The organism is Sphingomonas turrisvirgatae (assembly GCF_001721295.1).
Taxonomy (GTDB): Bacteria; Pseudomonadota; Alphaproteobacteria; order Sphingomonadales; family Sphingomonadaceae; genus Sphingomonas; species Sphingomonas turrisvirgatae.
In genome coordinates, this window is the sequence record NZ_MDDS01000006.1 from 1 (window position 1) to 13,119 (window position 13,119).

19 protein-coding genes are annotated in these 13,119 nt (G+C 62.5%); 12 read left to right on the forward strand and 7 right to left on the reverse strand.

Translation table 11 applies throughout. The features are described 5' to 3' along the window. The first annotated feature begins 115 nt into the window (after positions 1-115). The 12 genes from BFL28_RS02135 to BFL28_RS02185 all read left to right on the forward strand — a co-directional run bounded on the left by BFL28_RS02135 (position 116) and on the right by BFL28_RS02185 (position 5,243). On the forward strand, positions 116-892 hold the full coding sequence (locus BFL28_RS02135; RefSeq protein ID WP_206599056.1) for a DNA-methyltransferase: 777 nt from the start codon (positions 116-118) through the stop codon (positions 890-892). 76 nt (positions 893-968) lie between these two features. Then, a complete protein-coding gene (locus BFL28_RS02140; protein ID WP_131818564.1) occupies positions 969-1,193 on the forward strand; it encodes a hypothetical protein in 225 nt (74 codons plus the stop codon). After that, positions 1,190-1,489 carry a hypothetical protein gene (locus BFL28_RS02145; protein WP_069319006.1) on the forward strand — a complete coding sequence of 100 codons (300 nt, stop codon included), beginning with the start codon at positions 1,190-1,192 and terminating at the stop codon, positions 1,487-1,489. Before BFL28_RS02140 ends, BFL28_RS02145 begins: the two co-directional genes overlap by 4 nt. 14 nt (positions 1,490-1,503) lie before the next feature. Continuing rightward, complete coding sequence (locus BFL28_RS02150) at positions 1,504-1,824, forward strand: hypothetical protein (RefSeq protein WP_131818565.1); 321 nt, start codon at positions 1,504-1,506, stop codon at positions 1,822-1,824. Further along, positions 1,821-2,105, forward strand: a complete 285-nt coding sequence (locus BFL28_RS02155) for a winged helix-turn-helix domain-containing protein (protein WP_069319008.1) — start codon at positions 1,821-1,823, stop codon at positions 2,103-2,105. Before BFL28_RS02150 ends, BFL28_RS02155 begins: the two co-directional genes overlap by 4 nt. Next, positions 2,102-2,245, forward strand: coding sequence for a hypothetical protein (locus BFL28_RS20840; protein WP_158011615.1), 144 nt, complete (start codon positions 2,102-2,104; stop codon positions 2,243-2,245). Before BFL28_RS02155 ends, BFL28_RS20840 begins: the two co-directional genes overlap by 4 nt. Continuing rightward, on the forward strand, positions 2,245-2,679 hold the full coding sequence (locus tag BFL28_RS02160; RefSeq protein ID WP_069319009.1) for a hypothetical protein: 435 nt from the start codon (positions 2,245-2,247) through the stop codon (positions 2,677-2,679). Before BFL28_RS20840 ends, BFL28_RS02160 begins: the two co-directional genes overlap by 1 nt. Positions 2,680-2,894: 215 nt before the next feature. Continuing rightward, entirely contained in the window at positions 2,895-3,254 is a 360-nt protein-coding gene (locus tag BFL28_RS02165; RefSeq protein WP_069319010.1) for a hypothetical protein, read from the forward strand. Next, a complete protein-coding gene (locus tag BFL28_RS02170) occupies positions 3,251-3,925 on the forward strand; it encodes a hypothetical protein (RefSeq protein ID WP_069319011.1) in 675 nt (224 codons plus the stop codon). Before BFL28_RS02165 ends, BFL28_RS02170 begins: the two co-directional genes overlap by 4 nt. After that, complete coding sequence (locus tag BFL28_RS02175) at positions 3,925-4,134, forward strand: hypothetical protein (RefSeq protein WP_069319012.1); 210 nt, start codon at positions 3,925-3,927, stop codon at positions 4,132-4,134. Before BFL28_RS02170 ends, BFL28_RS02175 begins: the two co-directional genes overlap by 1 nt. Continuing rightward, positions 4,131-4,553 carry a hypothetical protein gene (locus tag BFL28_RS02180; protein WP_069319013.1) on the forward strand — a complete coding sequence of 141 codons (423 nt, stop codon included), beginning with the start codon at positions 4,131-4,133 and terminating at the stop codon, positions 4,551-4,553. The genes BFL28_RS02175 and BFL28_RS02180 overlap by 4 nt, the downstream gene beginning before the upstream one ends. 330 nt (positions 4,554-4,883) lie before the next feature. Beyond that, positions 4,884-5,243 carry a DUF2493 domain-containing protein gene (locus BFL28_RS02185; protein WP_079246879.1) on the forward strand — a complete coding sequence of 120 codons (360 nt, stop codon included), beginning with the start codon at positions 4,884-4,886 and terminating at the stop codon, positions 5,241-5,243. Positions 5,244-5,516: 273 nt separating this feature from the next. Here BFL28_RS02185 and BFL28_RS02190 read toward each other — a convergent pair whose 3' ends face one another. The 7 genes from BFL28_RS02190 to BFL28_RS02225 all read right to left on the reverse strand — a co-directional run bounded on the left by BFL28_RS02190 (position 5,517) and on the right by BFL28_RS02225 (position 13,082). After that, positions 5,517-8,759: an Ig-like domain-containing domain gene (locus BFL28_RS02190; RefSeq protein WP_158011616.1), complete on the reverse strand. Its 3,243-nt coding sequence runs from the start codon at positions 8,757-8,759 to the stop codon at positions 5,517-5,519. 255 nt (positions 8,760-9,014) lie between these two features. Beyond that, complete coding sequence (locus tag BFL28_RS02200; RefSeq protein WP_069319016.1) at positions 9,015-9,410, reverse strand: hypothetical protein; 396 nt, start codon at positions 9,408-9,410, stop codon at positions 9,015-9,017. Next, positions 9,407-9,679 carry a hypothetical protein gene (locus BFL28_RS02205; protein ID WP_241527188.1) on the reverse strand — a complete coding sequence of 91 codons (273 nt, stop codon included), beginning with the start codon at positions 9,677-9,679 and terminating at the stop codon, positions 9,407-9,409. The genes BFL28_RS02200 and BFL28_RS02205 overlap by 4 nt, the downstream gene beginning before the upstream one ends. Next, on the reverse strand, positions 9,676-10,257 hold the full coding sequence (locus BFL28_RS02210; protein WP_069319017.1) for a glycoside hydrolase family 19 protein: 582 nt from the start codon (positions 10,255-10,257) through the stop codon (positions 9,676-9,678). Before BFL28_RS02210 ends, BFL28_RS02205 begins: the two co-directional genes overlap by 4 nt. Continuing rightward, positions 10,254-10,754 (reverse strand): hypothetical protein, encoded by a 501-nt coding sequence (locus BFL28_RS02215; protein ID WP_131818566.1) that lies wholly within the window; start codon positions 10,752-10,754, stop codon positions 10,254-10,256. Before BFL28_RS02215 ends, BFL28_RS02210 begins: the two co-directional genes overlap by 4 nt. Positions 10,755-10,788: 34 nt before the next feature. Beyond that, the gene (locus BFL28_RS02220; protein WP_069319019.1) at positions 10,789-10,971 is read right to left on the reverse strand and encodes a hypothetical protein; all 183 of its coding nucleotides are present in this window, start codon (positions 10,969-10,971) and stop codon (positions 10,789-10,791) included. Next, on the reverse strand, positions 10,971-13,082 hold the full coding sequence (locus tag BFL28_RS02225; RefSeq protein WP_173655657.1) for a hypothetical protein: 2,112 nt from the start codon (positions 13,080-13,082) through the stop codon (positions 10,971-10,973). The genes BFL28_RS02220 and BFL28_RS02225 overlap by 1 nt, the downstream gene beginning before the upstream one ends. Positions 13,083-13,119 lie beyond the last annotated feature (37 nt).

The following is a 13,119-nucleotide window of genomic DNA, read 5'->3' on the forward strand; positions in this document are numbered from 1 at the left end:
CCCCAACCCCACCCTCCCCCGTTTCAAATCAACGCCGGGTCGGACGGGTTCGGGATTTGTCCTGCTCCTGCCCTCCCAGCGTGGGGCGGGAATGTTGGAATGACGGAGCCGCGTCGTGAGCCGGGTCGAGGTCATTGGCAACGCAACGCTGTATCTGGGTGACTGCCTCGGCGTGATGCCGACCCTTGGCAAGGTCGCGGCTGTCATCACGGACATCCCCTACGGCACCACCCGCTGCAGCTGGGATCAGATCATCCCATTCACGGAAATGTGGGACGCTATCGGCCGCGTGACCGAGCGCGGGACGCCTGTCTTGCTGTTTGGTAGCGAGCCGTTTTCTTCTACGCTGCGAATGTCGAACCTGCGCCAGTTCAAATATGACTGGATCTGGAACAAGCCGAAGGGCACCGGCTTCCTCAACGCGAAGAAGCAGCCGCTGCGCAAGCATGAGACGGTCAGCGTCTTTAGCGATGGCGCGACCCGCTACTATCCGCAGAAGACGACAGGACACGAGCGCAAGAAGACGTTTCGCGGCAGGCATCTGCAGACCGAGGTCTATGGGCAAATGGCGGGCGACTATCATTACGATAGTACCGAGCGTTACCCTGGCACCGTTCTGACGTTCTCGTCGGACACACAAAACAGCAGTTTCCATCCGACGCAGAAGCCGGTGGACCTCATGGAATATCTTGTCCGCACATTCGCGCAGGAAGGCGAGGTCGTGCTCGATTTCACCATGGGATCTGGCACCACCGGCGTCGCCGCGCTTCGAGCTGGACGCCGGTTCATCGGCATCGAGCGCGACCCAAAACACTTCGAAACCGCATGCATGCGTCTCAGGATTGAGACTGGCGAAGATTTCGGCCCGCTGTCGGTGGGAGCCGCAGCATGACGCACCACATCGCTTTATCCCCCTCTCACCCCCTAAGTGCGGGTGGATATTCTCGGAATGAAATGGCGGGTGTGTCGTGAGCGGGCGACCAGAGCGCAAGTTGACGCTGTACCGCGATGACAGCACGTCGCAGGTCGTGCTCGACCGGGTGAAGACGTGGTTCTGGACCGCCGACAACACCGTCCTCGTGATCAGCCGCTACGACGCTGAGACAGGCGGCGAGCATCATTACATCCATTGGCCGCGCGAACGCTTCTGCTGGTTCCGCGACGAGCCGACACGGCAAGGTGCCCCCGAATGACCAATCAAGACTTGATAGTTGCCGCTCAGGATGCGCTGGACGCCAACTGGCGTGAGAACCCGCGTATGATGGCAACCGCCGCCGTCGAAGCGGTCCTACGTCACCTGCGCGTCGAATACGATGCTGGTCGCTTTGCAGACTGGTCAACGGAGAGCCTGGCCGCTCAGTGCCTCATGCAGGCGCGGGACAATCTCGACCCGGAATACTGCCAGTTCATGACGGCAATTGCGGATCGTCTCTCCCCCCGCTGCACCCCCAGAGGTGTCGGGAATGATTTGAGCGGGGTGGCGTTGTGAGCGGGGGCGCGAAGGTGCGGCTCAATGGCGAGCGCCAGCGCTACACCGTGCAGGCCCGCAACGAGCGCTTCGTCATCATGACCAAGCCGTTCAACGCCAAAAGGACATACCTCTACACGATCGCGGACCTTGATCGCGGCGTGCGGGGGCCGTGCAATAAGATTTTCGGCCTGCCCTGCGACGTGAACATGCCAGAGGGCGCAACCAAGGTGCTGCGTGAGCTTGAGGCTGGCGAAATGGAGGTTAGCTTCCGGCGCTGCGTGGATCTAACGCCGGCTGATCGCGAAGCCATCGAGGCATCCTCCCAGAATGATCGTCGGGGGTGCGGGGTATGAGCCGCGAACGCATCATGGCCGTGATCGGCGAAGGCGGGCGCACGTTCCAGATCGCCAAGCGCGTCGGCATCTCGACCACGAAGGCCCGCTACTATCTGCGGACGCTGGAGAATGCTGGCCGCGTCAGGCGCGATGACCGCTATTCGAGCGAGAACGATATCTACTGGCGACCTGTCCAGCCAACGCCGCCGTGGTTCAAGCCATTGATGGAGACGTTTGAGCGCGTCGGACACGCCAAAGCCCCCTCCCCTGTATCTCCTAATGGTGAGGTGCGGTCATGATCGTATCTGATGCCGAGATCGACGCGCTCGTCGCCAAGGGCTGGAATTGGCACGCCGCCTATCGCCACCTGCAAACGATCGCGCACGCCAAAGCCACCTCATCAGGGAATGTAACAGCTGAAGATCGGGAGAGGATGTGATGGCCGTTGAAGCAAGCGAGCTGCTGGCTTTGGCTGAGCGGTGTGAAATCGTCGCTGGAACGGATCGCGTGCTGGATGCGGAGATCGAGTGTGCAACCCGGTTTGAGCATCTGCGCCCTGCCCGCCCCGACGACTTCGACGGCAAGTACGGATACACGCCGGGCAACCTGAAGGTCGATACCGGCTTCCTGATGGCCTACAGCTACACTCGGTCGCTGGACGACGCGATGACGCTGGTCCCTGATGGCTGGCGGCGCATCATGGGCGATGATCCCGAGAACCCGCACCAGAGCATGGCAGGCCTGTTCAATGACCAGGGCGACGAAGTGACCGCCTACGCGCCGCAGTTATGCCGCGCGATTGCCGCCGCCGCCCTCCGCGCCCGAGCCTCCCTATCCCAGACAATCAAGGAAACGAGTGATCATGACCGGTGAGCCTGAGATAGAAGCTGTGGTGCGGGGGCTGACGAAGGCGCAGGAACGCGCCGTTCGAACGCTCACCGTGCCGGATGGTGGCGGCAAATGGCCCGCACGACACGCGCTGGTAGACAAGGGACTGCTGCACCCCTTCCCCCGGCACGCATTCACCGATCTGGCGCACGCTGTCCGCCAGCACCTCCTAAGACACCCCCAAGGGAAGGAATAGACCCATGTCAGTAGAGATCACGCAGGCGGATCGCGATGCGGCGGCGGCAATCACCGTCAGCCCAGAACTAGCCGAAGTTCTGCGCGGCGCGGGTATGGACGAGCACACCTACGTCCAAGCCTTCGCCAAGCACCGCTCCACCTCTACCGAGGAAGTAGAACGGATCAAAGCCGCGCTCACACCTTTCGCGAATGAGGCGGCGGAATACGACTATGGCGACGGCAGCGGCCCTGCGCTGGATGATGCGCCTGACGCGTCGAGCCTCAACGAGTTCAACGATCTGACCGTTGGCGACCTTCGCCGCGCTCGCGAAGCGCTCACCGCCGCCCACCCCAAGCCCGAGCCGGTGGAGACGCAGCCGTGACCGACGACCTTCCTCCTATCGCCCCCGGCGTCAATATCAAGCACGGAGAGCGCTTCCTTCGCGAAGACGATCTTGAGCCGGTATTGCGTGATCCGCTGGCGCTGGCGATGCTGGCCGCATGGATGAATGTTTCGGTTGATAAGCTGCCAGCCACGATGCGCGCTCATACCTGCGTTTCGACAATGACCGCATGGAAGCGCGTCGGGGAAGCCGCTGTGGCCTTTCTCCAAGAGACGCAGCCCGAAGCGTCCCGATCCCCTGACCCGTTTGACGACTGCCTCGGTATTCATGTGCAAGCCAACGCCGTCCGCTTTGCCACCGATACGCAGCCAGACCATTCTTCGGACGTGCGAGATATGGTCGATGCGGGCGGGTTGGTTGCCGAACTCAGGCGCGAGTACGTGGCCGATGGTGAGGCGACACGTCGGAAGACCGAGCCGGAACTGATCGCCGAGCGTCGGGACGCAGCAGAAGCCCTTAGCCAAGCACAAGCGAGGGAGAAGGCGTTGCGCGCCGGCCTAGAGGATGTTGTAAATCCTCTAGGCAAATTGCGGCGGGAGGCTGAGGCGGATGGCGCGCAGCTTTGCGGGTTGGCTTACTCGATCGCCAACGACCTCAACTTCGTCCAGCAGATCGCCCGCACCCCCCTTTCCCGCATGGGAGAGGGGTGATGGCAAAGCCGCCGCGCATCAGGTCGAGCTACGGCATCCTCGACGTCGAGCAGGGACGAAAGGCACTCGCCCGCTATCTCCAGGCCAATGCTGGCTTGCCGGTCGTCATCCACGCCGTGCTGACTGATCCATACGGCGGCGACGATGGCACGTCGATCGAGTTCAATATGCAGGTCGTTAAGATCGAGCCGCAAGGGGAATCGGTATGAGCGAGATTGCGCAGACCCACTCCAATAGAGACGCCCTGCTTGAACTGGCGCGCGAGACGTTGGCGACTGTGATGGACGAAAGCCAAGGCAACAGCAGCGACGGTCGCCTGATCCGCGACGGCAACGAACACGCCGCGCTAATCGACGGAGACGATGTGATTACCGCCATGCTCAAGTTCGCCGCCCTCGCTTCCCGCCCCTCCCCTGTAGGGAGAGATGAGGTCGAGTCTGCGATTAAACTGGCCGAGGAATACGCGGAAATTCGCGATTGGAACGGCGCTTATCATGCAATGCGCTTAGCATGCTCTGCCGCCCTCAAGTCCCAGCCTTCCTCTACCGCGGGTGAGGTGTGCAGCTGCCCTTGCCATAAGGGGACGGCGATTATGCATGTGCGACCATGCTGCGATGGTGTAGCCTAAGCCATGCTCCGCGAATTTAGCGATAGGGTAGAAGCCCGCGCCCGCCGCGTCTCACCGGCTTGACAGTATCTTATTGGCGGGGTGCTGACACTGATCGTGCTTGGCAGCGCGATTGCCACAATAGCGGCGGTCATAGCGGAATAGGGTTGCTGCGGCGGGTGCTCGACCGGGCAGTCCCGATCCTTATCCCGCTTATCCCCGCGAACGGGCGACCGGCGAACCAGTCCTGAAGCCGCAGCGATATTGGCTATCCAACACCGAGCCGTTAGCCCGATCTTTCTACCCCACACCGGCTCGACAGCCAAGGGGTAAATGTGTTAGCCGGTGTGCATGGCTGATCGGGATGGAATTCGGCTGCTCGTATTTGGCGGGCGCTACTATTCCGATCGCGCGCGGGTCTGGCGGATGCTTGACGGCATCCACGCAAAGCATGGCATCGCGGTGGTCATCGAGGGGCGATGCCCATACGGCGGCGCTGACTTGCATGCGCAGGAATGGGCCGAAAACCGCGGCGTTCCAAACAAGGGCTTCCCGATGGTTGGCAGAGCCGGTCCCGCTCGCAACTCTCGAATGCTAGCCGAGGGCAAGCCGACGCACGCCCTAGGCTTTCCCGGGAATCGTGGCACGGCTGATATGGCAGCTAAGGCTATTGCGGCCCTTGGTGCCGAGCGGGTTCATCAGGTGCGGTGAAGCCCCACATTTTGTTGGATACACACCCACGGTTCCGGTTCATGAACAGAACACCGGGACCGAATCGCACCGCCTCGCGCATTCGGTCCCGGCACCTACCCCCGCCTAGCCGCCTCAATCCTGACCCAGCCCCGTCGCTGGCACTTGCTGCACTTCAGCTTGTTCGCGAACTGGCTATAGCTTCGGCACTTCGGTAGCAGCGCATAGAGGTCAGAGGTCAGCACATAGGCACTATGCCCGCATGGCGTGTTGCAGGACGGGGGCGTTAGGGTGTCACAGGAACGAACCCGTCTTAGCAAAGCTCGAAAGCGTTCCGAGGTTGTTTGCAGCCTCCCACGCCGCCCGGTCGCCGGTCTTGTAGAACAGCGGCACCGATCCGGTCGGACCTTGGCCGTTCGCCCCGATCTGGCCGGGATCAAACTTGGCGCGCACAGCCGCGTCGGCCAGGTTCGGCAACGGCGCCCCGTCGGCCAGCGCGTCGAAATAGATGAACGCAACCTCGCCGTTGAAGACTGAGTTTGCACCCATCATGGCGCGCACAACGGTTGCGGCGTCCGTGCCGACGAGCGCCGTGTTCTGCGTCCATGCGGTCGAAGTTAGGGTCGCGAGCGCGCCGTCGATATAGACCTTCACGCCGTCGGCAATTGTTGCCTGTGTCGTGTCCACCGTCATGATGATACGCTTGCGCGTCGTGCCGCTCACCGGGACAGCCGATGCTACGCGCCAACTCGATGCACCATAGGTCATACGCAACTCGCCGCTTGACTGCACGATACTGGCATTAAAGTCCTGTGTGCGATCTACTATGAACAGCGAATGGATTGCATTGGCATTCGGGACCAGCCGCGCCTCAAAAGCGAACACCGCCTTTTTGATAGCTGCGTTGGCGTTGATCGCGCCAGTTCGCGTCAGGTACGCACCCTTGTCGGCGGTCAGCGGCGTGTAAGCCGTCACTACGCCCGAGTCGGCGACGAAGGCGAAAGTGCCGTCGGCAACGCCCGCATAGGTCGTGCCATAAGACTGTCCGACGATTGCGCTCGACTCGATGCGAACATGATAGGTCTTGCCGCCCGCGAGGTTTTCGGATGGGTCGATGGTGAAGCCGTCAATCGTGAAGACGATTGTGCCGCCTGCCGAACCAGCACCAGTCGCGACGTTGAACGTCTCCACTGCGACACCGTCGGTCGCATTCCAAAGCGTGACGTTGCCGGTGCCCGCCTTGATGAAGGTGTCGAACGTGAACTGAAACGACTGATCGAGGCCGACCGTCGCGCCAGCGAGCGGCGACGTTGTCGCCACGGCCGGGCGGGGCAGAATGCCCGTATTCACCTGACCTACGGCGAAATTATAGAAGCCGTTTGTATCGTTCGTGCCGGATGCGCCGATGAAGGTTCCATCGAGCGCCCCGCCAGCCTTTGCGCGAGCGACCGCCACCACCTCGGAACGGGACAACGGGCGATAGAACGTGCGATCTGTGCCGTTTAGGTAGGGCGCGAGCGCCGTCACGATGTCATTGCTGTTCGCCGTGGCAAGCATAAGGTTGTTCTTGATCTTGCCTGGCACCGCTGCGCCACCGCCAAACGGGCCGTAGCCCCCAAGCGAAATGTATCCGGTGCCGAAATTGCGCTCACCATACGCATCAGCGCCGGAAAGCTGTATGACGTTCTGTTGCGAACCACTGTTGTTCTCGTAGCGCCCGATTACGCCATCGCCGTTAGCATCATCCAGAGCGAGGCGCAGCACCGTGTTGTTGAATACGGCCTGCTTGAATGCCACTTCTGCGCGATAAAAATCGCCGAAGACCAACCCGATATTACCGAAGCAGCGGAAGTTGTCATAGTTGCCGCTGTTGCCGAACATGAAGGTGTAGGTCGGTGTCTGCTCGAATACGGTCCAGCCGCCCGCACCGTCGCCGGTGATATCGAAGCCATAGCCCTGCACGAGCGCCACTTCCGTCACGGGTGCGCCGTTATAGGTGATCGTGTTGCCGCCAGACGCGATGACCTTGCACACGTTCGCCGACCCATCCTCACGCCCGATATGATAAACACCGCTGCCGTTGGCGGGCAACGTCGCGGTCAGGTTTCCATTCGTCGCGTTCAGCTTCGTTACCAAGTCGCGTTCGTTGTTGCCCAGCGTGAAGCTGCCATTGCGCTGCACAAACCACGCGCGATATCCGAGCGGTAATGGGGACCACTGGCTGGTGCCGTTAGACACGAACGTGGGGGCCTGTCCCGCTGCCGTGACAATCGGAAGTGCGCCTTCGGAATAGGTGTCCGATCCGGCTAGGGTGAATGTCACCGTGCCGCCGCCAGCTACATTGCAACGGAATAGATATTGACGCATTCCGTCCGAAGCAGCGGGTAAGTCAATTGTAAAGCTGGTAGTGCCGACCGCAAGGCGGATTTCCTGTGCGTGCCAGCGCGCCGCGACCACCTGTCCGAATGTCTGCCCCGTCACTTCCACGGCCCACTGACCGGTACCAGAACTGTACGTGAAGATGACGACGTTGTTCTGTGCAAGCGCCTGTGAAGCACCTGACGAGAGGGTGTTGGTGCCTCCCGGTACGACGACGCATGTGTTAGCGCTCGCGTCCGTTCGCATGTACGCCCAAATCGTGCCGTTTGCTGGCGAGGTAGGCAGCGTAATTGTTTGATTACCTGATGCCGCCGAGACACCTTGAAGCGACGGGAACACTTGTGTGTGCGTCGGGTCTAGCTGCGCGCAAAGAACCGGCACAAGCGCGGAGGCGGTGTTGCCCTGAATATCGACGTTGCGAATTTGATAGGGGCCAGCAATCGGCTGCAATTGGATGATATCGGAATGGTGGTTGGCCGTGTCGCCGCTCGGCAGTGTGAAGTGATTGTTGCGGACGACAATGTTTTCACAGTGCCCGACGCCGTTCTGTAGCGCAATCGGATCGGTGTGCTGCTCAGTGAAATGCACGTCCTCGATCAAAAGGCCGCTGACGCCATTGATCTCGACGCCAGCACGGTTGCGGCGAATAGTGCCACGACGAATTGTGACGTTCTTAGCGCCCGACAGGCTCATGAACGGGTTGTTGTGCGTCATGCGCCCGCCGAGGTGCCACGGCAGCATGTTGCCGGTTGCGTCGAAGTCCTCAATGGTGAGTGCGTCGAGCGATGATCCCGCGCCGAGGATCATCGAGTGCAAGGTGGATGGAAGCGGGGACCAAAAGATTGCCCCCGTCGCGGAGCCCGCCGGGCCAAGGGCTGGTAGCGGCATGTCGAAATTGATGTTGCCGAATTGCAAATGCCCGCCCGTCGAAGCAAAGTTCGTGGGCGCAATCTTCCAGCCGGTGAACACCGGGCGGTTGCCCGGATCGGCGGCTTGCCAGCGCACGTTGGAAGGCTGGCCGGTGAAAGCGAGCGAGCGCGTGTCATAGGTGCCAGGCGCAACCGTGATGGTCGAGCCGGGAGTAACCGGCGTCGCTCCATTCACGATGTTGGCGATCTGCGATAGGGTAGATACGTCGGCAAGCGTAGGCTCAGGCACAGGCGTTCCCCCTCCCCCCTGAGCAGAGCGGAGAGACAGGTCAAGGGAGAAGCCGAGCATTAGCGGGCCTCCGCGTTCGGACAGCCTGCCGGCACGTGCACACCCTGGTCGCGGATAGACCGGCACGCCCTGCCCCAAGCAGCCATGATTTCCATACCCCAGCGCTCGATCAGCGCGTCGTCCCGTGCATGGGCAACGGGATCGGTTAGCGCCGCCACGGAGCCACCCGGCATTTCGCGGTTCAAGGCGGCGTTATCAGCCACAGAGACGGCGATATTCAGCGGAGCCTGTCTGTCCGCTCCGTTGCAGCCTTGCGCAGCCCACAGCACGGGCAGCAGGATCAGTGACCGCATCGCGCGGGACTTGCTTGGCAGCTTCATCGATCTTTTCCTTGAGTTCGTCAGCACGGGCGTTGATCGTGGTGTCGTCGGCTTCCTTCTGAAGGGCTTCCCGCTCCAGCACGGTGTTGCGCTTCTTGAGCTGGGTGATGACGGTTTCGGCGGCTTGGGCCTGCGCCTTGTAGGATGCCGCGCGCGTCTCCGCGCCTTGCCACATGATGTAGAGCAGCAGCCCGCCGATTATCGCCAGCCCGAGGCCGATCAGCTTCCACTGGCGCAGCACTTCGGTCAGGCCGAGGGCGAGCGGGGTCATGGGCGCGGCTCCTCGGGTGCGACCGCGATCGGATCACCCGGCTTGCCAGAAGGCGCATCGGCCTCGCGCTGCTTTCCGCCAGACGACGAACCGAGCCAGAACCCGAAAGCCAGCACCGCGAACGACTTCCATGTGCCGATCACGTCGCCCTTGAGCGCCACATCGTTCGACCACAGGACGACCCACAGGCTGAAGGCGAGGTAACCAGCTACCGCCGCTGCCGAGGCAATGACGACGATGCGCAGGTGCGGGATGACGGGGCCGGTCACGACAGCAGCGCCTTCATCTTCGCCAGCTTGGCGCGGCGATCATCCAGCCCGTTCTTGCCGCCGTTGATGCGCAGCGTGATCGTCGTCAGGTCATCGCCGTCAGCCAGCGTGTTGAGGCCCTTGCGCTCCCAATAGCGCAGCGCGACAATGAGGCCGATGGATGGCGTCGCCACCAGCTCGGGATGGCGCTCGAAGTCGATGCCAAGCGCGCGTCCGTATTCGCGATAGTTCGCGCGGCCGGTAAGCTGAATCGGCCCCCTGCCCTTGTATCGCTTGCCATCGCCGGGTTGCGTGTTGCCGAGATTGGCGCGCCCCTCGTAAGCGGCGCCTGACGCATACTCCTCCATGGCCCGAAAGTTGTCGCTCTCGTGCGCCAGCTGCGCCATGAAGTGCGCCAGTCGGTTCGCTGAGGCCATGATGCCGTAAGCGTTGAAGTGCACGGCAGCGGACAAGGCGAGCTCGTCGGCGCGCTCAGGGGCGCAGCCGAAGTGCCGGAATAGCGCCGCCAGAGTGCCGCGCCCGATTGCGCCGTCCACAGCTACCCCGAGGCGGCTTTGCAGCTTGCGTGCGTCGATCATTCCCCCTGCCCCTTCTTCGGAAGCCGACGCGCCCTCGACGCCTTGTATTCAGGCGGGGCATTGCCGGTCAGATTGTCGTTGATGATCGCGTTGCCGGAGAGTTCGGCCTGGACGGTCTGCCGCGCCTGCCCAAGAAGATCGTCAGCAAGCTGCTGCGCCTCGTTCTCCACGCGGCCCAGAAAGCGGTCTGCCATCACGCTGACGAGACGATCGGCCCCGACCATGCAGAGGCCGGCGATCAGAGCGCGGACCTCGCCATCGCCCCCGATCCGGCTCACGATGGCATAGGCGATCAGCCCGACCATCGGCAGCAGCAGAACGTCGGCGAATACCTGCCAGGGCTTGACCTTGAGGCCGCGCTTGATCCGCAGCGCGTATTTCGCCGCGAACCCGCAGGTCAGCCCGACGACGATCCACCCCCATTTCGCGAACCACGCCTCGAACCCTGCCAGCATGCGCCCGCCTTCCCCTGAGAGTGAATGTGCGAGCGCGCTCACCGGCGCACCTCGTTGCCTGTGCCGCGATCTGGCATCACGCGGCCACGACTTGCGCGCCCGCGCGCACGCGGGGAGCCATGCGCCAGCCATCGGCGGCGATCCGCGCCAGGGCCTGCGCCTCGCTATCGAAGCGCAAGCCTTCTGCGGCCCATTTGCCATCACCGGCATATTCGTATCGCTGACCAGCCGCGTCGTTGATGATCTTGAACATGGCCATCAGTCCTCCACCAAGCCGTGACCGCCGCTCGTCTTCAGCCGCGCCTTGATCGAGTTCACCAGCGTGAGCGCGGATGCGAGGTCGGTTGCATCCGCCGGTAACGCCGCTCCGCGCGCGCCAACCACTCGCTTGCCACCGATCGCGAGCGCAGACCCTGCCATCATCGCCAGCCCCGCCGCATCAAACTTAAACGCTTCCGTCATGGCGACCTCGCCAGGACCAGATGGCCGCTCCAGCAAATAGAGCTGGCGGCTGATGTCCATCACCAGCGCTTGCCCCGGCAGGTCTTCGTCATCGAGCGTGCCTTTCAGCGTGCCGGCATCGTCGCGAATCGTGACGTTGGTGCTGCTGACAACGAAGGCGTTGCCCTCCCAGTAGAAGCCCGACCGCTGCACATTGTCCCAGCCCGGTTGCCGCCACTCGTCGGCAAGCGCGATCTTTAGGTCGCGCGCCTGCTTGGTCGGGTCTGACAGGCACACGCGCGAACCCACGTCCAAGCGATCTTCCTCGATCGTGCCAGCGAAGGCATTGGTTCCGGTGCCGTCGATCCGCACGTTGCGGCAGCTTCCGCTCGACCGGAACATGATGCAGCGGCCGTTGTCCGGCCCGAAGCGATTGGGCGTCTCGAAGTCACCGCCCTTAATGTTGATGGCGTCGACGTTAAGGAAATCGAACAGCGCCTCACGTGCATCCACTGATGGTGCGGCCACGCCAAGCGGCTGCAACACCGGCACGAACACGTCGAAATAGACGCAGGCATGGATGCTGATGTGCAGGCACTCGGGCTGAAGGATCAGCGAGGTCGTGCCAGTGCTGGTATCGTGGCCCACGAAGAACAGCCGCTTGCCGCGCACATACTCGTAGGTGTTGACGTAGGCACCGCCATAGCTTCCGCCGGGACCCGGCTCGCCCAAGGTATAACTCTCCACGGCCAGGAACAGCGCGGTGTCGTGGTCGCTGTTGTACAGGACGTTGCAGTTGCGAACGCAGTCATACCAGCCGCCTCGAATGTGGATGCCGCAGGCGTTTGGGATGTTCTTCATGTCGAAGAACAGGTTTTCGAACCGGGTCCGTCGCGCGCCGTCGTTCAGGAACGCGCCATAGCCGCCGCCGCGCAGCCCCAGCGTTGGGGCGACCAGATAATCTTCGCCGACAGCGCCAATCGCGACCGATTGCATTTGGCCGGTGTCATAGTTCACCTTCGCGACGAAGCCGGCATCCTTGCGCGTAGGACTCCGTGTGCGGGTCACTTCGGGCTGCGAAGCATAGCCGGTCCCCAGCGTCGTGAGAGCGACCGCTGATACGCCCCCTCCGGTCAGCGTGGCGGTCAGCGTCGCATGCACGAGGGGGGTCGATGGCGCGCGCAACTCTATAACGCAGCCCTCGGCCGACATGCCGACCACGCCGCTACCGCTGGCCGTCAGAATGCCCAGCCAATCATCGATCGGGCCAACAAGGCGAGCGCCACTTTCCAGCTCGAACAGTACGGGCTTGCCGTGGTCGCTGAAATGGCGATTGAAGATGTAGGTGCCGCGCGGGATCAGGACGCGCCCGCCTTCGTCAGGGAGCGCGTCCACAGCCGCATCGACAGCATCAGCAGCGTCACCCATGCCGACCCCAGCAAGCGGGTGCTTATCCAGCACACTCACGATGTCGCCGGCCTTGCTGCCGAGGTCACGATCTTCGAAGGCGATCAAAGCGCCCGCGAGGTCGGGATCTGCTAGATCGGTCCGCAGCCCCGCGTCCGCGCCAGTGCCGCTCGACCAGCCCTGCCCGCCACCAGGGAGGACAACGGGGAACTTGCCCGCGACATCCTCAACGAGGGGCACCTTGAAGCTGCGGTCGACCTGATCCTTAAGATACAGATCGCGCGCCGCTGCTCGATCATTCGCTTCGTTGACCGGATCGGCCAGCCACTTGTCGCCGGTCTGAAACTGGATTTGCTGGCGAAAGTCAGGCTCGGACCTGATATAGATCGATAGCCCGCTTGCCGGCGCGGTATCGAACGTGACCGTTCCGCCGGTATTCGATAGCGTGACGCTGTAGCTTGGCAGTGTGACAGGCGTGCCAGCGCCATCGTAAGCGACGACCGCAACATCATCTGCGGCCAAGGCGCGAAACGTAAAGGGGAATGCCGTTGCCACCCCG